Here is a 25,575-nt window from a genome sequence, read left to right as displayed (position 1 = left end):
GGGGGTCACGCGAAGACTTCGGATTCCGCGGTGACCAGGTTGTCGGCGGCAGGCGCCGCGAGGGTGCCCGACGCCGTCATGCCGCCCGCGACCACCACCTGGCCGTTGGTGAGCAAGGCCGCGCCGAACCAGGCCCGGCCCGTCCGCATGCCGCCGGTGTCCGTCCACACGCGACCGAGCGGGTCGTAGACGAACGCGCTCAGCTGGCCGAGCACGAAATCGGCCGCGTCGAAGCCGCCTGCGATGAGCACCTTTCCGTTGGGCAGCAGCACTTGCCGGTGCCCGCCTCGGCCCCACGGCAGGTCCGGCGCCTGGCTCCACGTCCCGGCGGTCAGGTCGTAGCGTTCGGCGGTGCGGAGGCTGTGCCCGTCGAACACGGGCCCGGTGATGCTGGACGGGCTGCCGCCACCGGTCACCAGCACGCCCCCGCCGGCCACCACGGTCGCTTGGTGGGCCGATCGCTGGTCGCGCATCGTGCCCGCGGGGGTCCATGTCCCGGAGCGCGGGTCGTACAGCTCGCACAGCGCGAGGCTGACGCCCGAGGCGCGGCCGGTGTAGAGGTCGCCGCCCGCGACCAGCACCCGTCCGTCCGGCAGGAGGGTCGACGTGTGGTCGACGCGGGCGTCGGTCATCGAGCCGGTGACCGTCCACTTGCCACTGCCGGGGTCGTAGATCTCCGCGGTGGCCGAGGAGGCGTTCGACTGGGACGAGCGGTCGGTCGCGCCGCCTGCTACCAGCACCCGGCCGTCGGCCAGCAGAGTCGCCGAGTGGATGCACCGCGGTTCGGTCAAGTCACCGGTCGGCGTCCAGGTGAGGTGCTCCGGGTCGAAGATCAGCGCGCTCCGCAGCGCGGCGTTCGGCAAGGCGAACCGGCGGTCGGTACCGCCCGCCAGGAGGACCCGGCCGTCGGCGAGCCGGGTGATCGAGTGCAAATGCCGGGGTGACGGCATCGGCGGGCAGGCCGTCCAGGTGAGCAGGTCCGGATCGAACACCGCCACGTCGGCCACCGGGCTCAGCGTGCCGTTCGAGCCGCCTGCCGCCAGTGCCCGGCCGTCGGCCAGCGCGACCACGCCTTCGTGCACGGCGGTCCAGCACACCGCGGTCGGCAGATTCTTGGCTGGGGACCAGCTGTTCACGGGGTGAAGACCTCCGAGACGGTGGCCAGGACGGACCTGGTCTGCGTGATGAGGGAATACCCGCCGCCGACGAGCACGCGGCCGTCGGCCAGTGCCACGGCGGCGAAGGACGCTCGCCCGTCCGCCAGGCCGCCCGCGCCGGTCCAGACCCTGGCGAGCGGGTCGTAGATGATCGTGCTCGCGTAGCCGCTCGCCTGGGTCGCCTCGTCGGTGCCGCCGGTGACGAGCACCCGGCCGTCGGGCAGCGGCACCGCTTTGTGCCTGCCACGGCCGAACGGCATGCTCTCCGCGGGGGCCCAGCGGCCGGTCTCCGGGTAGTAGCGCTCGGCACTGGCCAGGCTGTGGCCGTCGAACACCGGCCCGAGCATCACACCTTCGCAGTAGCCGCCGGTGGCGAGCACACTCCCGTCCGGCAGCGGCGTCAGCTGATGGATCGCGCGCGGGGTGGTCATCGTCCCGGTCGGTGTCCAGGTCCCGCCGCCGCGCGGGTCGAAGATCTCGCAGAAGGCGAGACAGGTGTACCCGCCACCGATGTTCAGGTTTCCGCCCACGACGAGCACTCGGCCGTCGGGCAGCGGCGCGGCTTCCGCGCCCAGCCGGGCATCGGTCATCGGGGTGGCCGGTGTCCACGTCTTGGCTTCGGGGTCGTAGATCTCCGCCGTGCGCAACGCCCCGTTCGTGTCCGGCGACCGCAGGCACTCCCCGCCCGCGACCAGCACCCGGCCGTCGGGCAGCAGGGTGGCCGTGTGTACGGCGCGCGCTTCCCGCATCGGCGTGGTCGGCGTCCAGGTGCCCGACCCGGGGTCGTACAGCTCGGCCGTGGCGGTCGGCGGGGTCGGGTACCGCCACGGGCCGAAGATCCCGCCCGCCGCGAGCACCTGCCCGTCGCGCAGCAAGGTCAGCGAGTGCAGCCGTCGGCCGGTGTTCAGCGCACCGCGCGTCTCCCAGGCGCCGGTCACCGGGTTGAACTCCGCGGTGGCGGCGATCGCGCCCCAGTCGAGATCGGTGCCACCGGCGAGCAGCACCCGGCCGCTGTCCAGCCGCACCATGGCGTCCTTCTGGTGCAGGCCGCGATTGGCGGCTGGCACTTCGCCCGCCACCGTCCAGGCACCGGTCATCTGCCGTCCTCCGGCGGGGTGAAGATCTCCGTGGTCGTGGTCAGGGTGTCCTGGTAGATCGTGTTGCCTCGGTCCACGTACTCGACGCCGCCCGCGGTGAGCACCCGGCCGTCGGCGAGCAGGACGGCAACGGCCGCCCAGCGCCCGGTGCGCAGGCCCGCCGCCGCGGTCCAGGATCGGGTGAGCGGGTCGTAGATCTCGGCGCTGCGGAACCCGGCGGTCAGGCTCGGCGCGTTCGCGCCGCCGAACACGAGCACCTTGCCCGAGCGCAGCAGTACCGCCTGATGCCAGGTGCGCGCGCTGGACAGGTCGGCGTCCGCCGTCCACTGCCCGGAGGCCGGGTCGTAGCGCTCGGTCGTCCAGTCGGCGCCGGAGTTGAATACCCAGTCGTTCACCATGCCCGGCCAGCCGCCGCCGGTGACCAGCACCGTGCCGTCGGTCAGCACGGTCGCGGTGTTGTTCCACCTCGGCCGCGCCAGCGTGCCGGTCGGCGTCCAGGCGCCGGTGGCCGGGTCGAACAGCTCGCAGAACGCCAGCCCGGTGTACTCGCCGCCGCCGGTGGTCGCGATGCCGCCGATCACCAGCACCCGCCCATCCGGCAGCAGCACGGCCTGATGCCCGGAGCGCCGGTCGGTCATCGGGCCGGTGGCGGTCCACGTCTTGGCCACCGGGTCGTAGATCTCGGCCGAGGACAGCGTCGTGCCGTTGCCCGGTGAGCGCACGCCTTGCCCGCCGGCGACCAGCACCCGGCCGTCGCCGAGCAGGGTCGCCGAATGGCTCCAGCGGCCCGCGGTCATGGTGCCCGCCGGTGCCCAGGTGCCCGCCACGGGGTCGTACCGTTCCGCGGTGTCGCTGCCCTGCGACGGGAAGGGCGCGCTGCCTGAGGTCCCACCGGCGGCGAGCACGCTGCCGTCGGCGAGCCGGGTGGTGCTGTGGCACCCGCGCGCGATGCCCAGTTCTCCGGTCTGGCTCCACTTTCCGGTCGCGGGCTCGAAGACCGTGCATTGCCGGAAGGTCGCGAGATGGGTGTCTTCGCCACCCGCGATCAGCACCCGGCCGTCGGCGAGCAGCACCGCGTTCTCCGCGACCGCCTGCCATTCGCCCGCCAGCGGCAGTCTGCCCGCTTCGGTCCAGTCGCCGGTCGCCACCGCCGTCGCCTCGGTCATGGGGTGAAGACCTCCACGGTGTCGGTGAGCAGGTCTTCGCCGATGGTCGGCGCCGACGCGCCGGAGCGGACGATCCCGCCGGCGACCGCGACCTTGTCACCGGGCAGCACTGCCGCGGCGGGCACCCAGCGGCCGACGGTCATCCCGGCGGTGTCGGTCCAGGTCTTGGCGGCGGGGTCGTACAGGGTCGCGTTGGGGAAGCCCGCGTCGAACGTGCCGTCGTCGGTGCCGCCGATCACGAGGACCTTGCCGGACTCGAGGCAGACCGCACGGTGATGACTGCGTCCCCAGGGCATGTCGGTGTCCGGCGCCCAGGCCCCCGTGTCGGGGTGGTAGCGCTCGCAGGACTGCTGGCTGTACGGGTAGAAGCTCCAGCCGGACATCGTCGTGGCGATGTCGCCGCCGCTGACCAGCACCGTGCCGTCCTTGAGCTGGGTGGCCTGGTGGCCCTTGCGCGGCGAGGCGAGACTGCCGGTGGGCGCCCAGGTGCCGGTGGCGACGTCGAACAGCTCGCAGTACCCGAGTGGCGCGTACTGGCCGATCCCGGCGGACACGATGCCGCCCGCCAGCAGCACCTTGTTGTTCTTGGTCAGCAGCACCGCCGGGTGCCCGAACCGGGCGTCGATCATCGGGTCTTTGGTCGGCGTCCATTGGTCGGTGCCCGGGTCGTAGATCTCGGCCGTGCGCAGCGCGCGGTGCGTCTGCGGTGAGCGGAGCGCGCACCCGCCCGCGACCAGCACCCTGCCGTCGGGCAGCTTGGTGGCGGAGTGGGAATACCGGGCTTCGTTCATCGACGCGACCGGCGTCCACTTGCGCGCCACCGGGTCGTAGATCTCGGCCGACGTGATCGGCGTGGCGGGCAGCGAGAGCGGGCCGGCGATCCCGCCGGTCACCAGCACCTTGCCGCTGTCGAGCTTGGTGATCGTGTGCAGCCGCCGCGCGGTCCACAGTGGACTTGTCGGCGTGCAGGTCCCGGCGTCGACATCGTAGAGCGTCGAGTTGCCGAGCGCGTCGCGCTTGCCGTTCTCACCGCCCGCGAGCAGCAGATACCGCTTGTCGTCCACTTTGTCCAGCAGCACGGCGGCGCCGTCGGGCTGACCCCAGTACGCGGGCGCCGGCAGCTTTCCCGCCGCGGGTGTCCAGCCGCCGACGCCGGCCGCCGCCGCTGCCGGTGCCGCGGGCCGGTCGGCCGCGCCGAGTGCCGCTCTCATCGGAAACGTCATGGTCGAGCGGGCTCCTTCAAGGTGTAGTGGCAGATGAGCATCAGATCGAGCACGGCCTCCGGATCGACCTTGCCGTCGCGCAGCAGCCGGGGGTCGAGCTGGTTCACGGGCAGCGAGACCACCCACTCCTGGCCCGATTCGGCGAGTTCGACCGAGACGTTCGAGAACGTCACCCTCGGCTGCTTGGCCAGCGCGGGATCCGCGACCAGCGCGGCTTCCGGAGGGTTGACGCCGGGCGCGGTCAGTTTCGCCTTGACCGCCGAATAGCAGTCCACGTACCTCGCGGTGCCGTCGGGAATGAGGTCCTGCGACAGCACCAGCACGATCTGCGGGTCGTCGAGGGTGAACTTCTCGTCCCGGAACAGGTAGGGGAACCGGCTCTTGGCAAGCGTGAAGGTGATCTTGCCGGTGCCGAGGAACCTGTTCCACTGATCGGAGAACTCGCGACGCGCGCTGAACCCGCGGAACAGCCCCTTGCCGGTGGTGTGCGCCCAGCCGGTCAGCGCCTTCCGCAGTTCGCGGACCGCGGGCGCGGCCAGTGCTGACCCGCCGTCCCGCGCGGTGTAACGCAGGTGCAGGACGACATCGGAGATGGAGTCGTAGTCGAACTGGCGGAACTCGTCGGGCAGTGACAGCTGCCATTCGCTGACCGCGCCCGCGCCTTCGAACGGGAGGAACCGTTCGTCACGCAGGTTCGTCTCGAACAGCCCGGAGTCGTCCTGCCCGGTGCTGGTCACGATCGACTGGATCGGCCCGGTGTAGTCGCGGAACCGGGTATCCGCGCGCTGCCGTCCGTACTGGTCGTTCGACAGCCGCGGATCGACGCGCACGGTGCTGCGCAGCAGGGTCGCCGTGAGGTTGACTCCGGTGTAGGGCCCGGCCACACACGGCACGGTGATGCTGAGGCTCTTGATCCGCCGCCGGTAGTGGCCAGGGGTGTCCAGATCGAACAGTGCCTCCGGCAGCGACACGAAGCACTTCCCGGTCTCTTTGAGGCTGAGCAGCGCCTTGGTGTCCAGCTGTGCCAGCGAGATCCGCTTCGACAGCTCGAATTCTCGCGCGTTGGCCTCGAGGAACGCCGCGTCCATCCGGTTGAGGTCCGCGGCCAGCCGTTCCCCGGCGAGCAGTCCTTTGTGGAGGCTGTCCCAGTACCCGAACTTCACGAAGTTCGAGTCCTCGGCGCCGAGCTCGTGCCGGAACGCCCGCTCGGCCCGTTTCGCCACGTCGTAGGCGAGCTGGTAGGCCTGGAAGTAACTGGTGGAGAGCTGGCCGACCATCCAGTCGTAGAGCTCCTGGTTCGTGTACTTCTCGTGCAGGAACCGGTCGGCTTCCTTCGTGTTCTCGATCTGCTTGTCGTGGTTCGCCAGTTCCGTCTCGGCGACGACCTTGCGGATCTCCGCGCCGGCGATCTGGCTGTCGAGCTGGGTCATCTCGAGCTCGGCCTGCCGGGCCTGGAACCGCCAGTCCTCGAAGCGGCGGTCGAAACCACCGAGGGTCGAGGAGAGCGACGCCCTGCTGTGCTTCATCGCGGCGCCGGTGGCGATCGCCTCGGAGATCCCGCGCAGGCCCGCGATGATGTTGCTGCTGCCCCAGGTCGCGCCGATGGTGGTCGCGGTGCCGATCTTCACGTCGGGCAGCGCGCTGATCACGCTGGCGATCATGTTGAACGTCCTGGACGTCTCCTGCTGATCGAGCGCTTCGGTGGTGAGCCGCTCGAACGCGTCCTCCCGGTCGTTCGTGCGCTTCTTGCGGCCGTAGTACCGCTTCTTGTCCGCCGCGACGGCGTGCGACCTGCGGACGCCCTCCAGCACCTCGGTGGCGTCCCGCACCTGCAGCGCGCGTACCTGCCTGGCTGCTTTGAGCACGGAAACCTCGTGTGACGACCGGAGCCTGCCCAGTGCTTCGGTGTCCCGTTTCTCGAGTGCCGACAGCAGAGCGCTGCCGAACGCCTTGACCTCGTTCGCGAGTTCCTTGGCCTTGGCGACCATCGGCCCGAACCGGTAGTGCGGCAGCGGACTGCTGATGTCGTCGAGGACCGCCGCGAGGTCCAGCCCGGCCGCGGTCGCGCGGACGAGCAGGCTCGGGTCGATCGGGACGCCGAACAACGCGAGCGCGCGTTCCACCCCGTCGATGTTCTGCCCGTGGCGGATCTTGAACAGCCGGTCGGCGACGGTGTCCCAGTACCCGGCGAGCTTCTCGTTGCGGGGAATCCGGAAGTAGTTCAGCCAGGACAGCCCGACATTCGGCGCGATCGCCGGTGCGACGGTGTCCGCGGCGGGCACGAGGTTCTCGACCTGGGTGACGGCGGCGGCGTGGGGCGCCGCCTGCAGTGTGCGGTAGCTGGCGGGGGCGGGCACTCGCTCCGGCACGTCGTCGGGCCTGCGGCCCAGCAGTTCGGAGGCGAGCAGGTAGAGCTGGCTGGCCGCGTTGATCGATTCCAGCGTGTCCTGCCGGAACAGCTGATCACCCCAGGCGATGAGGTTGTCGAGGTACTTCATCACCACGGCCTTCTGGTAGGCGGTGGTGCGGAGCTGGGCGATCGCGTCCGGCTGGAACGGATGCCGCAGCCAGTTCTCGACGGCGCCCGCCTCGGCGGAATCCCCTTCGGCGAGCCGCTTCAGGATCTGCTCGATCCGCTCGCGGTAGTAGGTGATGTCCATGTTCGGCGCGATGAACGGCTTCGTCTGCCAGAACCGGTCCGGCGCCGGGCCCGGGCGCCGGGTGGTCGGGTCGAAGATGAGGTGGAACCAGCGCTGCGCCTCGGCGAAGCGCTGGTTGACCGAGAGCCGTTCGGCCACCAGCAACGGCGAGTGGAAGAACAACTCCCAGTTGTACGGCGCGTACGGGGTTCCGTAGGTGAAGTCGACCTCTTCGATCGGATACGGCTGCTTCACATAGTTGGCGTTCGGCGGGATGTATCGGGAGGTGAAGTTGTCGGCACGCAGGAGCTGGGTCTCGCGGCTGAGCACCCCCGGGATACCGGAGCCACCCAGCACTTCGATGAACCTGTTCACATAGGGGTGATAGAAGGGGATGAACTCGAACGACGCGCTGATACCCGTCGTCACGTCGGGGTTCCACACCTCGGCCGCAGAGCCGACGACCTGGTAACTGCGCTGGTCATCGGTGAAGAATTCGTTGAAGAGCCGATAAGGCTCATTCAGGTGCGTCGAGGCCAGCACGTCGATCCAGAGCGGGTCGGTCTCGAACTCCGGCATGAGCGGGCGCAGTGGCCTGCTGAGCTTGGAGGTCACGGCGTTGGCGACGAACTCGTTGTTCTCCGTATGGGTGTCCGGCGGCGCGAGCACGCCCGGCGTGTACCGGAACAGCCCGCCGAGGTCCGCCGTCCACCGGAATGGTGTGACCGTGACCGAGCCGGTGCGCAGGCTGAGGTCGAACCTGCCGACGACCCAGCCGGGGACCCGGCTCGGAGTGTCGGTCACCGGATCGTTGTACACGCACTCGAGCCGGAGGGTTCCCTGGTAAATGTTGGCTTGGAAGCGATACGGGGCGGTGGCACGCGGGTCGAAGCCGGTCGATTTCGCGGGGATGTACTGCACGTAGTTCGTCTGCAACGTCTTGCTGGCTATCTTCTTCGGCTGCCAGCGGCCGTTGAAGTACTGGGTCCAGTTGAGCTGCAGCTTCCAGTATTCGGCGGGCCCGGGGATCGGGGAGCTCGAGTTCGGCACGATCGGGACGGAATCGGCCGCCTTGGTGAAGCTGATCCAGAACAGGTACAGCCTGCCCTGGAACATGGCGGGCGCCGGCGTGTTGCCGTCGAGATCCAGGTCGATCCGCTCCCAGGGCCGCCATTGGCCTTCACTGCGTTCCCGGAAGTAGTAGGTGTAAGGCGCCGATTCGGTGCGGGCGAAGAGGTAGCTCCCGGCCTGGCCGCAGGGCAGCAGGCGGTCGACCCCGTCGAGCTTCTCGAGATAGTTGCGCACCGAGGTGTCGCCGGTCTCGTCCGTCACCTCCTGCTGCATCAGCTCGCCTTCCAGCTCACGGAAGAAGGGCGACTTCCCCTTGCGCAGATCGGGTTCGAAGTAGTTCTCCGGGTAGAGGAAGACCTTCTGGTTGGCTTCCCAAAGCCGGTACTGCTTCATCCATTCCCACTGGGCCCACAGGTCGCCGCTCGTGGTGGTGACCTGGTTCTCCAGATTCAGCAGGCAGCGCTGGACGAACAGCTGCACGCTGTAGATCGCCTGGGCGATCCGGGTGGTCTGCTGTGTGGGGCCCATTTCGACGTCGAGCAGGTAGTAGTCGTGCAGCCCATTCGCGTTCGTCCATTGTGGAGTTCCGTCCGCCGACGGCAGCGGCTTCGCCACCAGATAGGACACCAGCGCGGAGCGTTGCCGCTCACGGATGCGGTCGCGCATCGGCGCCGCGACAGCCGGCCAATCCTCGCTCGCGTGGCGCGCCTTCGCCGCCTGCCAGGCGGCTTCCGCTGCTTCGAAGGTCAGGTCGGCACCGAGCCACGAGGTGACCCGCTCGGCCGAAACACCGAGCCGCTGGATGAGCCGGATGCCGGCGAGCAGCGACAGCAGGTTGCGCTCGCTGGCGAAACGGACGGGCAGCACCAGGTCGAGTTGGGTGGCCACGCCGGCGACGTCGGCGGCGTTCCACCCCGTCCGCTCGGCCAGTTCGGTCACGACCTGGCCGGTGGTGGCGCCCGGGGTGGCGGCCACGGCGAACACGGCGGGCAGGGCGCGTGCGCCCGCCGGGATGGAGTCACGCAGCCGGATCAGGTCGAGCAGGCGGACGAAGCGGCCGAACAGCGGCGACGCCCCGCTGACCGGCGCCGAAGGCAGCAGGCTCGGGTCGAGCCACCCGGCGGTGCCCGCGTGGCCGAAGACGAACGGCAACTCGGCGGCGCTCACGCGCAGCTTGCCGATCAGCAGCGCCACCCGGTGGATCAGCGCGAGCGCGCCGAACTGCTCGCCGAACGCCGCGCGCCCGATCGGGACGGCCGGATCGCTGCCGATGAACTTCGGCATCAGGAAGTCGTGGAGCACCACCGACCCCGACGCCGAGCGCAGCCAGGTGCCCAGCAGCAGGTCGGCGGTCGCCGGATCCAGGCCCGCGGCCTGCCCGAGCTGCTGCTTCACCGTGGTCTCACTGAGTGTCCGGCGCAGCAGCGGCCCGACGATGCCGAGCACCCGGCTGAACCTGGCGGCGGGCGTGCTGAGCGCGGAGTCGAAGAACGCGTCGGCGTCGGCCTTGGTGAGGAACTGGTTTTCCGGCGCGACAGCGGCTTCCTGGTTCTTCTGCAGCAGGCCGACCGCCGCCTGGAAACCGGGGTCCTTGGTGGCGGACTGCAGTGCCTCGACGTCGGCGGCGGTGAGGAAGCCACGGCATTTCAAGGTGTGATCGCTGATGTCGAAGAAGATCTTGCCGGTGAACGCCTCCGGCAGTTGCAAGTCGGCAGGCATCGCGGTCAGCGGTGCGGCGTACACGGGGACGCGCAGCGCCTTCATCCTGGTGACGACGAAGTCCCTTGGCGCGTCGTGCAGTGTCTTCAGCGCCTTGAGGTACGTGCTGTCGCCGGAAAGCCGCTGCAACGCCTGATACTGCTCCGCGTTCATCGGACCGGTGAACTGCAATTGCTCTTCTGTGACGTTGTGGAACACCGGGATTCCCGGCGGGAACGCGACCTTGTCGGGCAGCGCCTTGAGATCCGCACGGTAGGTGACGGTGCCGAGCAAGGTGGCGACCGCGTCCTGCGCGAGTGCCGCGTCCCAGCCGAGCAGGGCCAGGTCCTTACGGGTCAGCTCGCCCTTTTCGTCGACGGTCTGCGCGGTCTGCTGGTACACCGCCTGCAGCGCGGCGCGCAACGTGGTCAGGGTGGCCGCCAGCAGGCCGTCCTCCGGGACGGCGCCGCCGTGTTCCGGGACGACGTCGGCGAGCACGGCGTTGAGGTCCTCGACGCTGAACCCCGCGGCCTGGATCGCCGCCACGGCATCGAGAAAGCGCTCGGTGAGCCCGACGAGCGCGTCGGTGGGCGGCAGTTCCCCGACGGTCCCGAGGAAGGCGGGTGGCCGGATCGGCGCTCCCGCTGCAGGCTCGCTTTCGGCGCCGTCGGTGAAGGACGGCAGGCTCTGGTCGACGGACGGCAGCATCGGCGCGCCGGCGCCGAGCTCGGTTTCGGCATCGTGCCGCCGTGTGCCCGTCAGCGGGTCCGGGAACGGGCCGCCTTCGCCGTACAGCTCGATGAGCCGCAGTAGGTCCGGAATGGACATCGACAGCGCCTTCGCCAGCGTGACCGTCCGCACCAGCGCGGACAGGCTCGCCAGGCTGAGGACCCGGGTGGGCTTGACCGCGGTGAGCGCGGTGTAGTCCTCGTCGGTCACCTGCAGCACGCCGAGCAACGCGGCCGCGACCTCCGGGGCGTCCAGGCCGCCGATGACCGCCAGCTCGGTGCGGTCGGGACGCAGCGCGAACGGGTTCGGGTCGAGGCTGACGACCTTCGGGTCGAGGAACAGCCGGTCGTAGCGCGGCAGCTCGTCGCCGGTGGCGTAGCGATGGGTTTCCAGCGGGTTGTAGAAGGTCAGCACCTGCTCGATCGGCAGGTCGAGGCGCGCTGCCAGCCCGCGGATCGCCGCGATGCTCCGCAGCGCCGCGCGGTCGAGCCTGCCGTGATCGTGGCAGGCGAACAGCACCCGGTCGAGCAAGGTGGCCGACCAGCCGAGCACGCGGCGCAGGCGGCCGAACCGGTGCAGCCGGTCGAGCGCGGCGGTGTCGAGGCCGTCGACGGTCATCCGGGTCGTGTCGTAGGGCGACGCCTCGTCCGGCTTGATCCGCAGCACCCCGCCGGGGTTGACGAACCTGGTGCCGAGCAGCTCGGTCAGTTCGCCGTACCGCATCGAGCCCGAGTCGAGCAGCGCACGCACGATTCTGAGACTCCCGAGGGGGTCGGCGCCCGGTGCGAGGCCGTAGTGCTCGGCCAGCGTGCGCGGCGGGGCTGTCTGCTCGCCGCTGATGATCGTCGCCGCGACGGTGCTGAGCCCGAGGCGCTCGTTGGTCAGCAGATCGGGGGAGAAGGGCGTGGGGCCGAGCACGCTGAGCAGGTTCTCCCTGCTGACGCCGAGATGGGCCAAGGACGCGTCGGTCTGCTCACGCCACAGGTCGAACGGCAGGTCCCAGGGGTACACCGCAGTGCGCAGCTTCTCGTAGGCGCCGGCGTTCACGTGCTGGGGCTGCACGCGCAGGGTCGCCGCGTCGCCGCTGCTCTGCCGCTGCTTCGCGGGTACGGCGGTGTCCGGCGCGATCGCGCTTTCGAGCACCTCGTTGACCAGGTCGACGTACGGCAGGCTCAGGTTGGTGTTCTCACAGGTCAGCTCGACGTCACGGAGGTCGTCCCTGCGCCGGTACAGCGTGTCGGCGACCGGGCCCTCCGTGGTGCCGCCGGGCAGTGGCGCCACGCCGGCGCCCAGCCGTTTGAGGTAGTACAGCAGATCGACGAGGTAGGCGGCCTGGCTGTAGACGGTCCGGCACTCGTCGCAGGCGCAGTAGTCGGCGGAGCCGAACAGCGATTCCCAATCGGGGATGCGCGCGGTCGCGGTGGCGTCCAGGCTCGGCAGCCACGGCAGGTCGAAGTGGCCCGCCGTGCGCAGGTCGGCCAGCAGGTTGACGGCGGCGGCGTGCACGCGTGTCGCCTTCGCGTGGATCGCCTCGGCCTCGTCCTGCCCCACGGTGCCGGACACTTGCGCGGCGAACGCGTCCCTGCCGATGCTCGCGACGGCATGCGCGGAGTGGAAACCGTTGTCCCGCAACGACTGCATGGCTTCGAAGCGCGGCGCGATCTTGAAAGCGCGCTGGATGCCCGCGAGCTCGGCCCTGGTTTCGGGATCTTCGACGCTGTGCTCGTTGACCGGGGTGCGCACGAGGTCGAACTCGGGGTTGTCCGCGAGGAAGCGGGTGGACAGCGGGTCCACGTGCTCGGGGGTGAGCGACAGCTGATGTGCGACGTAGGCCGTCGGATAGGCGTTGGTCACCCGATCCCGCAGCACGCCCGCGTAGCGGTCGAGGTCGTCTTCCCCGGCGGCCACCGCGAACGCGGCGGGCGCCTGCCTGACCAGCTTCGGCCATTCGCCATGGAGCTTGGCGAGGTCACGCAGGTGCGCCAGCTCGCCGGTGTCGAACCTGGCCAGCAAAGCCCGGACCAGTGGCATGTTGTCGCCGGTCAGCGCGCCGAGCTCGAAGACCAGCCGCAGGCGTTCCAGACGCGGTGCGGCGACGGGGTCTTCGGCGAGCTGCTGCCAGAACCCGGCCATGTCGCCGGTCCGGGCGAGGTAGACGGAGTAGACGTGCTCCCTGGCCGCGCTGTCCTCGATGGCGGCCGTGAACAGCTCGCCGATCGGGGGCAGTTCCGCACCATCGGCGGGGTTGACGCCCGCCTTGACGGCCGCGTGATGCAGGCCTGCCAGGAATCCCGCGTCGTCGGCCTGCTGGGCGATGTACTTGGCGTCAACGGCCGCGTAGAGCGCTGACTGCAGGTCGGTACGGGCTTCGTTGCCCAGCCCGATCAGGTCGGCGGGGTGCCCGCGGCGCAGCAGGCCGAACAGCGGCTCGGCGGGCAGGCCGGTGGCGGTGCTCAGCCGGGCCGCGGCCGCGAGCTCGCCGATGACCGGCTCGCCGCTGCCGCTGGCCCTGGCGAGATACTCGACGTCGTCCTCGCCGAGCTCGCCGAGTGTGGCGCCGTCGAGCAGCGGGGTGACCGCCGCGAGCACGGTCTCGTACTCGGTCCGTTTCGCACCGGGCAGTACCAGGTCGACTGTCGCCTCCGGACCGGCGCCGAGCGCGACGCCCTCGGCCAGGTGCCCGCCCGCGCTCGCGCTCACCACGATGTCCACAGTGGACTCGGGAGCCAGGAACTCGATGCGATAGCGGCCATCGGGACCGGTCTGGGTGTCACCGAGCGGGGTGGCCGAGCGCAGCCGCCTGGCCGACACGGTCACGGCGACACCCGATGCGGGGGTGCCGTCGTCGTGGGTCACCCGTCCGGCGGCGGCGTGCCGCTCGATGAGTTCGGTCGGCTGACCCAAGTCGGTGCTGCCTGGCATGACGCTCCTTGTTCGGGTGCGGAGAGAAAGCGGGGCCACCGGGTGCTCGGCAGGGCACGGCTTTCCTCAGCCGGGTGGCACCGAGGAGTCTGGTGCACGGCATAGTCAGGCCTGAGGTCTCAAGGACCGAGCTAAAGGTCAACGCTCACAGCCTCATCGGGCAGCCCGGACGGACTGAAAGGCCGGTCGGGTCGACATTGGACAGAGCCACCGCGTGGAGAAGGCTGCCGATGTCGCCGGACCACACCTGAGGAGCGAGGCCGCAGTGGACGAGATCAGCTCGGGCCTGTCTGTGCCCGCTCGAAGTGCCCCGCCGTCCGGTTCGGATAGCGCCGGCCCGGCAGACAGTCCTTCCTTGTCCTTGCCAAAAGCGGGCGGGGCGATACGTGGAATGGGGGAGAAGTTCTCAGCGAATCCGATGACTGGAACGGCTTCGCTGTCCGTACCGGTCGTCGTGACCCCCGCCCGGGAGGGCGCTACTCCGCAGTTGACGCTCGCGTACGACTCAGGCGCAGGGAACGGGCCGTTCGGGCTGGGCTGGTCATTGGACGTCGCGTCGGTCTCCAGACGGACGGACAAAGGACTCCCGCGATACCTCGACGACGGCGCGGAGGCCGACGTCTTCCAGCTGACCGGCGCGGAGGACCTGGTGCCGGTGCCAGGAGGAACCTACCGGCCGCGCACCGAAGGGCTGTTCTCGCGGATCGAGCGGGTGCGCGATCCGCTCTCCGGTGCGCTGTGGTGGCGGGTGACGTCGAAAGACAACACGGTGAGCAGGTTCGGGAGCACCGCTCGGGCGAGAGTCGCCGATCCGACCGATCCGGCGCGCGTATACCGCTGGTTGCTCGAAGAAACCTTGGACGAGCACGGCAATCTCGTTCGGTACGAGTACAAAGCAGACGGCGCTCAGCAGTACCTCAAGCGAGTCCGGTACGGCAACCGGACGCCGGATGGTGATTTCTGTTTCGAGCTCGTCCTCGACTATGGCGAGCATGATGAGGTTGCTCCGTCGGTGGCCGAGACCTCACCGTGGAGCTCGCGGCAGGACGCGTTCTCCACCCGTCGCCCCGGATTCGAGGTGCGCACCGCGCGGCTGTGCCGCCGCATCCTGCTGTTCCACGACTTCGCCGAACTCGGTGCCGCGCCGGTGCTGGTCGCTTCCACCGACCTGGCCTACGCCGAAGACCCTGCGTCGACGAAGCTCACGTCGGTGACCCACACCGGCTACCTGCCCGATGGTGACGGCTACACGAAGGACCACCTGCCGCCGTTGACCTTCGGCTACACCCCGCGAGTGGTCTCGCCCGTCGAGGGCACGGTGACGCCCGGTCCGGGTGACTCGCCGCCGCGCGCGGACGGCGCCTATCGATGGGCAGACCTCGACGGAGACGGCCTTGCCGGTCTGCTCGCGGAGCAGGATGGTGCCTGGTACTACCGCGCGAATCGAGGCGGCGGAGCCTTCGGCCCCCCGCGGGCCGTCGATCCTCTTCCCTCGGGAAGCGGGCTTTCACGTGAAAGCAGACTGCTCGACCTCGCCGGGGACGGCCGTCAGGTGCTCGTCCGCCTCGCTGGTGCCGCGCCCGGGTACCACCGGCGCACCGAAGACCGGAACTGGGCCGGCTTCCGGCATTTCGAGCACCTGCCGCGACTGGACTGGAACGATCCGAACCTCAGGTTCGTCGATCTGACCGGGGACGGTCTCGCCGACGTGCTGCGTACCGCGTCCGATGGTCTGACCTGGCACCCGTCACTCGGCCTCGACGGCTACGCGGACAGCCGGTGGCTCCCCGCCGCGAGGAACGAGGAGCGTGGGCCGCGCCTGGTCTTCGCGGATCCGGTGCAGAGTGTGTACCTCGCTGATATGACCGGTGACGGCCTCACGGATCTGGTTCGCGTGGGCAACGGTGAGGTCAGCTATTGGCCAAACCTCGGCTACGGGCGATTCGGGCCGAGGATCGTGATGGTGGCGGCGCCGCTGTTCGACCACCCAGACCGGTTCGAGCAGCGCAGGGTGCACCTGTCCGATGTGGATGGCAGCGGGCCTGCGGATCTGGTGTACCTGGGCTCGGACGGTGTCCGGGTGTGGTTCAACCAGGCGGGGAACTCCTGGAGCACCCCGGAGCCGATAACGCGCGTCCCGATCCCCGAACCGGACGGCACCGGAGTCTTCGACCTGCTCGGTGCGGGGACCGCGTGCCTGGTCCGAGCCGAACAGCGGCCGGACAGTGAACCCCAGATCCGGTACCTGGACTTGATGTCGGCCGGTAAACCGCACCTGCTGACCACCGTGGACAACGGCATGGGGTTGACGACCACAGTCCGGTACGCGTCGTCGACGGCACTCGCACTGGCCGACGAGGCGGCAGGCCGCCCGTGGTCGACCCGGCTGCCTTTTCCCGTGCTGGTGGTGGCCGAGATGACGGTCGAAGACGCGGTCGCGGACACGACGCTTGTCACCGGCTACCGCTACCGGCATGGCTTCTACGACAGCGTAGAACGCGAGTTCCGCGGGTTCGGCTACCTCGAGCAGCGTGACGCGCTGTCTTTCGGCGGCCAGGCCGATCGGCTGCGGCAGCCGCCAGCGGTGGTGAAACGCTGGCAACACACCGGATGGTATCCCGATGCCGACCGCATCAGCACGCAGTTCGCCGCCGAGTATTGGCACAAGGGCTTTCAGGCACTCTTATCCGACACGGTCGTCCCACCCGGACTGTCGACTGAGGATGAAAGGGAAGCCGTCCGCGCGCTGCGCGGGCGTGTCCTGCGCGAAGAGGTGTTCACCGAGAACGAGTTCGGCGAGCTCCAGCATCCGCACACCGTGACCGAGACCAACTATGGCCTGCGCGTACTCCAGCCGCGCGGTCGCGGCACCAACGCCGTCGTGTTCGCCTGCGCGGGTGAGACGGTCACCGTGCAGGTCGAGCAGGACTCGGACGACCCAAGGATCGGCCACACGCTCACCCTTGACGTCGATGACTGGGGCAACGTGCTGCGGACGGCGAGCGTGGCTTACCCACGTCGTGGCGCCGGTGATCCCGAGCAACTACGCCAGCACGTCACCTTGGCCGAACACGACGTGCGCAACTCGGTGACCGGCGCCGAGAACTGGCGGGTCGGCATCAGCGTGGAGAGCCGCAACTTCGAGGTCGGCGGGCTCACCAGGAAACACGAACTGTTCACAGCCAAGGAGATCACCGATGGCCTGCTGACCGCCGCGGACATTCCGTTCCACGAGAACCTGTCCGGCGACGCCCCGCAGCGCCGCTTGCTCAGCCGCGACCGGCAGACGTACTACGCGGCCGACCGTCAGGCGGAACTCCCGCTCGGCCGATTCACCGCCCCGTTGCTGGCCTGCCGCAGCTATCAGCAGGTCTTCGACCCCGAGCAGGCACGCCTGCTGTACGGCGGCCGCGTGACCGACCAGATGCTCGCCGACGCCGGATATCTGAAAGCCGACGATGCCTGGTGGCTGGCATCGGGCAGGCAGGTTTTCGATCCCGAACAGTTCGATCTGGCGACTTCGTCGATCGACTCGTTCGGCTCTGTCTGGCAACTCGGCTATGACCGCCATCTGCTGCGCCCGACACGTATCGCTGACCCGGTCGGTAACGCCAGCCAGGTGTCGCTCAACTATCGGGTGCTCCAGCCTTGGTTGCTCACCGACCCCAACGGCAATCGCACCGGCGTGCGCTTCGACCATCTCGGCATGGTCGTGGCGACAGCGCTGCTGGGCAAGGGCGAGGGCGACAGCCTCGATCTGTCCACTGTAGAGGCCTCAGCCGCGGACAGGCCGACCTCGTGGCTGCGCTACGACCTCGTGGCGCGGCCGGTCCGGTTCGCCGCGTTCACCCGCGAACGGCACGTGGCCGCCGACAGCCCGGTCCAGGAATCGTGGACCTACGGCGACGGCACCGGGCGGACCGTGCTGACGAAGGTCCAAGCCGAACCCCCGGCCTCGGGAGGTCCGCCGCGCTGGATCGGCACCGGGCGCACCGTCTATGACAACAAGGGCAACCCGATCATGAAGTATGAGCCCTACTTCGCCGCCGACAACGGGTACGACACCGATCCGGAACTGGTCGAGCGTGGCGTGACCACGATCCTGCGCTATGACGCGCTCTCGCGGCCGATCGGCACGGAGTTCCCGGACGGCACGCTGACCCGCGTGACCCTCCACGCCTGGGAGCGTGAGGACCACGATCGCAACGACACGGTGCTCGACAGCGACTGGTACGCCACGAGAGCCACGCTGCCCGCGACCGACCCGCGCAGGCAGGCGGCCGACGCCGCGGCCCAGCATGCGGGTACCGCGCTGCGGACGTTCTTCGACACGCTCGGCCGCGCGCACATCGTCCGCGCGGACAATGGCGCCGAGAAACTCGACACGGTCGTGGACCGGGATGTGCAGGGAAACGAACTCGCCACCACCGATCCGCGTGGCGTCGTGGTGCTGCGTCAGGAATTCGACATGCTCGGCCGGGTCGCGCACGCGGTCAGCCCGGACTCCGGCGAGCGCTGGGTGCTGGCCGATGTCATGGGCAAGCCGCTGTACACATGGGACGGCCGGGGTACCAGGACCCGGATGGTGTACGACCCCTTACGCCGCCTCACTCATTCCTACGCCATGTCCGCGGACACCGTCGAATCACTGAGGGTTCGCACCTTCTACGGAGAGCAGGTGACGGACGCGGCGGCTCGCAACCTCAAGACCCGGCCCTGCCTGGTGTTCGACGGCGCCGGGGTGCAGCGCACCGTCGAGTTCGATTTCAAGGGCAACCCCTTGGCGAGCGAACGGCGCCTCGGCATCGATCCGCAAGGAGAGCCGGACTGGACGCCGCTCGCGGAGATCACCCGGCCGGAGGCGGCGATGACCGCCGCGACTGCTCAACTCGAGACCACGGCCTACACGACCGCGACCGTCTATGACGCGCTCGATCGGCCGACTCTGGTCACCAGCCCCGACGGCAGCCGGACCCGGCCGCGCTACAACGTCGGCGGCAAGCTCGAAGCCATCGACGTCCAAACACGGGGCTCGTCGTCGTGGACGCCGTTCCTCACCAACATCGACTACAACGCCCGCCGCCAACGGATACTGGTCGAACGCGGCAACGGCGCACGCACGGTGTTCGGCTATGAGCCCGACACGTTCCGACTGGCGTCAGCGGACAGCAAGGACGCCACCGGCGGTGTGCTCCAGTCGCTGCGGTATACCTACGACCCGGTCGGCAACGTCATCGCCGCGGCCGACCCCGCGCAGGACACGGTCTTTTATCGCAATTCCGCGGTGAGTTCGGTCAGGAACTACCGCTATGACCCGCTGTACCGGCTGCACACCGCGACTGGCCGCGAGCACATCGGCCAGACCGGCCAGCCTTCACCGCGAGAGCTGGACTTCGGGGACCTGCCGCACGCGAACGACGTCGGTGCTGTGCGCGCGTACACCGAAACCTACGGCTACGACCGGTCCGGAAACCTCATCGAGCTGGCACACGCCGCAGCCGGCGGCAGCTGGACCAGACGTCACTCGATCGACGCGACCAGTAACCGCCTGCTGGGAAGCAGCATTCCCGGCGACGAAGCCGGCACCTTCTCAGCCCGGTACTCCCATGACCCTGCCGGCAATATCCGTGCCATGCCGCATCTGTCCGCATTGGACTGGAACGTGGACGATCGACTGGCCCATGCCGATCTCGGCGGCGGAGGTGACGCGTACTACCAGTACGACGCGACCGGCGCCCGAATCCGGGCGACTGTGACCCGTGGTGGCATGACCGAGACCCGGGTGTACCTCGGCACCACCGAGCTGTACGTCAAGGCGGTCGGCGGGGCCACCCGGATCCGCAAGGAGACCTTGCACGTCGCGGACGGCGCGGACCGCGTCGCACTCGTCGAGACGACCACGGTGGACAACGGAATCCCGGTTCCCCGCGCTGTTCCCGTCCTGCGGTTCCAGCTCGGCGACAGCCTCGGATCGTCCACGATCGAATTGGACGAGGCGTCGGCGATCCTGACCTATGAGGAATACCATCCGTTCGGCACCACGTCCTTCCACGCCGTGACAAGGCAAGACCTCAGCCACAAACGCTACCGATTCACTGGGAAGGAACGAGACGAGGAAACGGGGTTCTACTTCTTTGGAGCTCGGTACTACGCGCCTTGGCTGGCGCGCTGGACCGCGCCTGACCCGGCAGGCCTGGCAGACGGCCCAGGTCGCTACAGCTATGTGCGGAACAATCCGGTCCGGCTGATCGACCCGAACGGCGGGCAAAGTCGCCCGGCCGAAGCCGACGCCGGAGCTCCGGAACCACCGATACAGGACGGCGGAGCCGGCACGGCGCCACCAGGCGGCGGTGTGAAGACAGGTGAGGGTGGCTACGAGTTCTATGATTCGACGCTCGACCTCAACCGCATGGAGGAGACCGAGCAGACGCTCCAAGGAGTGAAGGCGGGAATCGCGAACTCCGCGATCGAACTGGCCGCGCATTCGTTGAAGAGCGCGGTGCGCAGCCCGGTGAAACAGCTGAGCGGCGGACTCATCCCGGATGTCGTGCTCGACCGGCTGCCCTTGCTGAGCGGGGCTGAGCGGCACATCGACGCGCTGGCCGAGAAACTGCATATCGACGCGCCCAACACGCAGGCGGGAGTCACCGGGCTCTGGGCGGGAATGACCATCTTCAACACCGCGTTGAACATTGCGACAGGGCTCGGGATGCGCGCCATACCCGGCATGTCCGGCGGGGCGTCCGCCGCGCCGAAAACCCCCACGGTGGAGTCGCCGGCGTTGCCGCCCAAGGGAACCCAGCTCAGTCTCTTCCCGGACGAACCCGCAGCGCTTCCCGCCGCCGAACTGCCCGCTGCCACAGAAGCCACCACAACCCAGATTCCGTTCCGCATCGATATCGCTGAGATCAAGTCGACGAACTGGTCAGCGCAGCGGACCTTGAACTATGGAGGCAAGTTCATCTTCCGGGAAGGCCTCGACCTCAATGGCGGCGTCCAAGCCTCCGCCCGCTACACGGCCGACGGCAAGCTGCTCGTCGACCTGCATGAGCTTGGTGGAATGGAAGAGCAGATCGGCACGACCTTCGAGCTGCAGATGGACCCCTCCAGGTTCCAGAGCGCCACCGCGGGGAAGATCTTCGGCCGTTCCGAATTCGGCAACGCCGTCGAACCGCTCGCCGTCGAGACCTTGTCGAAGGCGACCGGTCAAGCGCCGGTGATCCGGCCGCCACAACAGGGCGGTGCCGATTTCCTTCCACAACAGCTCAATCTCCGGGCTCCGGGAATCCTATGGTGACTCTGCTGTCTCCGCCGGTCGCGGCGGGACCGAACACATCGGGTTTCGATCAGTCTCAGCGTTGCCAAGCGAGCGATAAGACAGCAGAAACGCGGCTTCGACGCTACGGTCACCGACTCGGAGTTCGCTGAGCCGTCGGTGTTCGTCACGCAACCGATCTGCCAGATGCGCCACGGTCCACGACGGGTGCTCGCGCCTTGGCGGCGGCGATCCGGACTGCGAGTGGAAGGAATCCGCATAGCCGCAGTACTTCGGCGGTGGAGCCGGTTTCCTCGCCGAGCGGCTTGCCGTGGGCGCGGGCGAAGAGCGCCGCCGCGTCGGACTCAGGCAGGACATCGAGCGAAAGGTGACCCGCGCCTTCGACGCTGGGCAGCCGGCAGCGGCTGGTGACCAGCGTCCGGTTGTGTCGTCCGTTGGGCAGGAGCTGGCGCACTTGACCCGCGTCGGCGACGTTGTCGAGCACAACGAGCAGTCGCCTGCTGCCTGCGAGCGCACGCCATAGCGTCGCGCAGTCGTCTACTCCCTTGGGTATGCGCTCGCCTTCGACCCCGAGCTGGCGCAGCAGGCTTTCCAGTGCGTCCCGTGCCGCCAGCGGCTGCCTGTCCGTGGTGTGCGCATGCAGGTCGAAGAACAGTCCGCCATCGGGATAACGTGAGGCCAGCGCGTGTGCCAGATGGACAGCCAGCGCGGTCTTGCCGACGCCCGCCATGCCGTCGATCACGGTGACCGCGCTAGTGTCGTCCTCGCCGAGCAAAGCCCGGCATTCGTGGTGCCGTCCAGTGAAATCAGGGACATCGCGCGGCAGGCAATTACCGCTGGACGTCTTCGCTGGCACCTGGCCACGCAGCACACTGAGGTGCGCGGCGCGTAACTCCGCTCCCGGTTCCACGCCCAGCTCGTCGCGCAGGCCGCGGCGTATGTCGGTGAACAGCGTCAGTGCCGCAGCCTGCCTGCCCATACTCGCCAGCACCAGCATGAGCTTGGCCTGCAGACCTTCGTGCAGCGGTTCATCAGAGACGAGCGCTCGGAGATGAGTCGCTGCCTGCTCGTGCGAGCCTTCAGCCAAGGCCAGGTCGGCATAGGCCAGTGTCGCGGACAATCGCCGATCGGACACCGCGATGGCGGCCGGATGTTGCCGCAGCCGCTCTGGCAAGTCGGCGAGCACTGAGCCGCGCCAGCAGGCGAGCGCGGCGGCGAAGAGGGTGAGCGCCTCGGTGTCGTCGCACGCCTGACGGGCCCTCGTGGCCAGCTCGTCGAAGCGGAGCAGATCCACACCAGAGGTATCGCGCCACGCCGACCAGCTTAGATCATACAAAGTGGCCTCGAATGTATGAATGAACGCGGTGACCGTCACGAAGCCGACCGTCACCATCTGGAGGAGTGCGGGGATGATGATCTGTCGGGTACGTTCGGAGGAAGGCGCTACTGGGGGCGCCGGCACTGGGGAGCTCGTGGGGGCCATACGGTGAATGGACATGTCGCGGACCCGGCTTCGCGGGGCGAGGCGCTGGGCCGTGTCGTGCGCGATCTGCTGGTGGCCAAGTACGGCCGCCGCGGCGTGCCCGGTGTTCGGCGGATCTCCGCGGATATCGCGCTCGCCAACGACGGCGAGACCATTTCGCACGGGCATGTGCACAACATCCTGAACGGCACCGCGGACAACCTGACCGACCGGACCACCCGCCTGCTCGCCCGGTTCTTCGGCAAGCCGGTGTCGTTCTTCCAGCCATCGGACGAGACCGGCGAGCACCAGGATTCCGTGCAGGCGCTGGCCGCCCGGTTCGCCACGTTCGACCCGGCGCAGATGGACGCGATCAGGGCCGCCATCCAGATCGTGACCGAACGCGAGGAGCGCCGGGCCCGCTAAGCACCACACCGAAGGACGGGGATGTGCTCGTGAACGGGGAAAGTGACGAGGTGCGGTCCGAGACGGACTCGTTGATCGCCGCGCTCCCGCCGCTGCCGACACCGTGGAATGTCGGCGAACTATGCCGCAGGCTCGGCGATCGGCGGGGGAGACCGGTGCTCGTCCACTCGGTCGACGTGCCGGCGCTGCCGTCCGGGCTCTGGTTCGACGACGGGGTGGCCGACCACATCATCTGCCGCAGCGGCATCGTCGGCTATCACCACGATCATGTTGTGCTGCATGAGATCTGCCACATGCTGAGCGGTCACAACTCGGCACTGCCGCCCGGCGGCGAGTCCGCCGGGCCGCTCGAATGCGCCGCCGTCACCGGCGGCACCGGCTATGAGGAGGAACTCGCGGAGACGTTCGCGTCCACGGTATTGCGGCTTGTCTACCACCGGTCAGCCTCGGCGGTCAGCGCGTTCGAACGGCGGGCGGCGGGCATGTTCGGTGTCGCATGACATTCGAGGAAGCGGCGCGGCGGCTGATCCTCGTGGTGGTGTGGTGTGTGCTGATCCTGCGTACCCCGGCCATGCTCCGCGACGCGCGCCAGCGGCCGCTGTGGTTCGTGCTCGCGGCGTTCGCGCTGGGCTCGGTGGTCATCCAGTCCTCGGTCGGCGCGACGATCAACCGGCTGAGCGGGGACCCCCAGCTCAACAACCTCGTCCAGGGGCTGTGGGGGATACTGGTCACGGCGATCATGCTCGAATTCGTGCTGCGGCTGGCGAATCCCGCCCCGGAGGGGCGGAGCCGGACCGCCCGGATCGCCTGGGCCGCGGTGACGGCGTGCGCGATGACGGCGGCGTACGCGCTGTGCGAACCGGAAGGCAGGTTCAACCCGAAGCCGTCCGGGGATATCCCGTTCACGGCGTATGCCTTGTTCTCAGCGATTTATCTGGTCGGCTCCGTGGTGCTGATGACCTGGACCCTCTGGTGCCACCTGGCTTTGGTGAAAGCGCGGACGCTGGTCGCCGGGCTGGCGATGATCGCGCTCGGGAACGCGGCCCAGATCCCGTTCGTCGCCATCCGCACGCTGCAGCGGGTGACCACCGAGGTGCCGCCCGGCTGGGGGCGTGCCGCGTTCATCCTGAGCAGCGTCTGGTTCATCGCCGTGCCATTGGGTTGTGTCGTGGCCGCGCTCGAACCCGTCCGCGTCGCGATGGTCTATTGGTGCCGCCGCACGCGGGTCTATCCGTTGTGGCGCCGGTTGCGCGAGGCCACCCCCGAGCTGGCGACCGATCCGCCGCCGTCGTGGCTGCGTGACGCCGTGGCGACCCGCCACCAGTGGGAACGGCTGCACCGGCGGGTCGTCGAGATCCGGGACTCCATTGGCTTTCTGCACGACGCCTGGGCTTCGCCGGAACTGCTGGAACGCGCGCGGCGCCATGCCGAAACCGAGGCGGCTGGCGATCGCGAGCAGATCACACTGGCGTGCTGGCTGGCGGCGACCGAACGGCTCAGCGTCACCGGCGCGCCGAAGCTCTATGTCGGGCCGGATCGCGCGCTGCTGCCCGGATCCGCGCAGGAGGCGTCCACCGCGCGCGCGGAAATACGCAGCCTGCTCCGGCTGCACCGGCACCTGCGTTCCCGTCAGGTCAAGGACTTCGCGGGCGACCAGTGTGAAGCACACCTGTGTGCCGACGGTTTCAAGTGTGCCTGAAACACCCTGTCCAACGGCGTCCAATCAGGTTGACAGTTTGTCAGGTTCTGTTATGGTCGAACTGTGACAACGCGCGTTGCACCCGGCTAGTCGTTCAATCCACGAGGCAAATCTTCTCTTTCGTGCGCGCGCTCTGGGGTTGTTTCGTTAAATGGGGGTTGCGAATGCGTCTGCTGGTTGTGGAAGGGGAAGAAGAAATCGAGGCGATACCGGTCGACGGGCTGCGGCGGTCCGGACATCAGGTCGTCGCCGTGACCAGTGGTATCCGGGCGCTGGAAATGCAGTGTGAAACGGACATGGTGCTGCTCGACCTGGGGCTGGCCGATATGAGCGGGCTGGAGCTGTGCCGCCGGATGCGCCGCGCCTGCGACACGCCGATCATCGCCTTCACCGAGCGCCGTACCGAGACCGATCGCGTGCTCGGCCTGCAGGCGGGCGCCGACGACTGCGTCGACAAGCCGTGCGGGTTCTGGGAGTTGACCGCCAGGATCGAGGCCGTCATGCGCCGCGTGCGCGGGCAGGCCGAGCTCGCCGAACCGCTTGTCGTGCAAGGGGCGCTACGCATCAATACCGCCACCCGCGGCGTGCATCTCGAGGGCAACGCCGTCGAGATGACACGCAAGGAGTTCGACCTGCTGCACCGGTTGGCCAGTGAGCCGGGTGTGGTGTTCTCGCGCCGTCAGCTGATGGCCGAGATCTGGGGTGACCCGATGACGTACACCAAGGGCACGAAGGTGAGCCGCACGGTCGACACGCATATCAGCGTGCTGCGGCGCAAGCTCGGCTCGACCCGCTGGATCCGCACCGTGCGCGGGGTGGGTTTCTCGTTCGCCGCCGATTCGGATGTCCTAAGTGGACGTTGAGTCCGCGTATTCTTGCCATTTATTTGTCGATTCCCTGACGCTGCCGTCATGCGGTTAATCGAAGCACTTTGCAGTCTTTTGTATATCTCTGTGGCCTGGGGTTCTTGACGCGTGCCCGGCTCGCGAAGAATGATTTCAGCAGATTCC

11 protein-coding genes are annotated in these 25,575 nt (G+C 68.8%); 5 read left to right on the top strand and 6 right to left on the bottom strand.

Going from position 1 to position 25,575, the window contains the following annotated elements; translation table 11 throughout:
• Positions 1-5 precede the first annotated feature (5 nt).
• Genes BLV57_RS43490 through BLV57_RS36710 form a run of 5 tightly spaced genes read right to left on the bottom strand, consistent with a single transcriptional unit; the run spans position 6 to position 13,702 of the window.
• Positions 6-1,136 carry a Kelch repeat-containing protein gene (locus tag BLV57_RS43490; RefSeq protein WP_091297661.1) on the bottom strand — a complete coding sequence of 377 codons (1,131 nt, stop codon included), beginning with the start codon at positions 1,134-1,136 and terminating at the stop codon, positions 6-8.
• Positions 1,133-2,254, bottom strand: coding sequence for a Kelch repeat-containing protein (locus tag BLV57_RS36725; RefSeq protein ID WP_091297659.1), 1,122 nt, complete (start codon positions 2,252-2,254; stop codon positions 1,133-1,135). The genes BLV57_RS43490 and BLV57_RS36725 overlap by 4 nt, the downstream gene beginning before the upstream one ends.
• The gene (locus BLV57_RS36720) at positions 2,251-3,420 is read right to left on the bottom strand and encodes a Kelch repeat-containing protein (protein ID WP_091297657.1); all 1,170 of its coding nucleotides are present in this window, start codon (positions 3,418-3,420) and stop codon (positions 2,251-2,253) included. The genes BLV57_RS36725 and BLV57_RS36720 overlap by 4 nt, the downstream gene beginning before the upstream one ends.
• The gene (locus BLV57_RS36715; RefSeq protein WP_091297654.1) at positions 3,417-4,643 is read right to left on the bottom strand and encodes a Kelch repeat-containing protein; all 1,227 of its coding nucleotides are present in this window, start codon (positions 4,641-4,643) and stop codon (positions 3,417-3,419) included. The genes BLV57_RS36720 and BLV57_RS36715 overlap by 4 nt, the downstream gene beginning before the upstream one ends.
• The gene (locus tag BLV57_RS36710) at positions 4,640-13,702 is read right to left on the bottom strand and encodes a Tc toxin subunit A-related protein (protein WP_091297652.1); all 9,063 of its coding nucleotides are present in this window, start codon (positions 13,700-13,702) and stop codon (positions 4,640-4,642) included. The genes BLV57_RS36715 and BLV57_RS36710 overlap by 4 nt, the downstream gene beginning before the upstream one ends.
• 418 nt (positions 13,703-14,120) lie before the next feature.
• Here BLV57_RS36710 and BLV57_RS36705 point away from each other — a divergent pair, with 418 nt between their 5' ends.
• Positions 14,121-20,999, top strand: a complete 6,879-nt coding sequence (locus BLV57_RS36705; RefSeq protein ID WP_176968974.1) for a SpvB/TcaC N-terminal domain-containing protein — start codon at positions 14,121-14,123, stop codon at positions 20,997-20,999.
• A gap of 145 nt (positions 21,000-21,144) precedes the next feature.
• On the opposite strand, the gene BLV57_RS36700 is transcribed toward BLV57_RS36705, so the two are convergent.
• The gene (locus tag BLV57_RS36700) at positions 21,145-22,371 is read right to left on the bottom strand and encodes an AfsR/SARP family transcriptional regulator (protein ID WP_176968973.1); all 1,227 of its coding nucleotides are present in this window, start codon (positions 22,369-22,371) and stop codon (positions 21,145-21,147) included.
• Between the two features lie 93 nt (positions 22,372-22,464).
• Between BLV57_RS36700 and BLV57_RS43485 the strand changes: the two genes are divergently transcribed.
• The 4 genes from BLV57_RS43485 (at position 22,465) to BLV57_RS36680 (ending at position 25,428) form a co-directional block, all read left to right on the top strand.
• A complete protein-coding gene (locus BLV57_RS43485) occupies positions 22,465-22,866 on the top strand; it encodes a hypothetical protein (protein ID WP_176968972.1) in 402 nt (133 codons plus the stop codon).
• A gap of 29 nt (positions 22,867-22,895) precedes the next feature.
• Positions 22,896-23,366 (top strand): hypothetical protein, encoded by a 471-nt coding sequence (locus BLV57_RS36690; protein ID WP_143047238.1) that lies wholly within the window; start codon positions 22,896-22,898, stop codon positions 23,364-23,366.
• A complete protein-coding gene (locus tag BLV57_RS36685; RefSeq protein WP_091297640.1) occupies positions 23,363-24,565 on the top strand; it encodes an MAB_1171c family putative transporter in 1,203 nt (400 codons plus the stop codon). Before BLV57_RS36690 ends, BLV57_RS36685 begins: the two co-directional genes overlap by 4 nt.
• Before the next feature lie 164 nt (positions 24,566-24,729).
• Complete coding sequence (locus BLV57_RS36680; RefSeq protein WP_091297637.1) at positions 24,730-25,428, top strand: response regulator transcription factor; 699 nt, start codon at positions 24,730-24,732, stop codon at positions 25,426-25,428.
• Positions 25,429-25,575: the final 147 nt, after the last annotated feature.

This window comes from Amycolatopsis xylanica, assembly GCF_900107045.1.
Lineage (GTDB): Bacteria > Actinomycetota > Actinomycetes > Mycobacteriales > Pseudonocardiaceae > Amycolatopsis > Amycolatopsis xylanica.
Note: the sequence above shows the minus strand (reverse complement) of the source record. Positions and strands in the feature narration are given on the sequence as shown.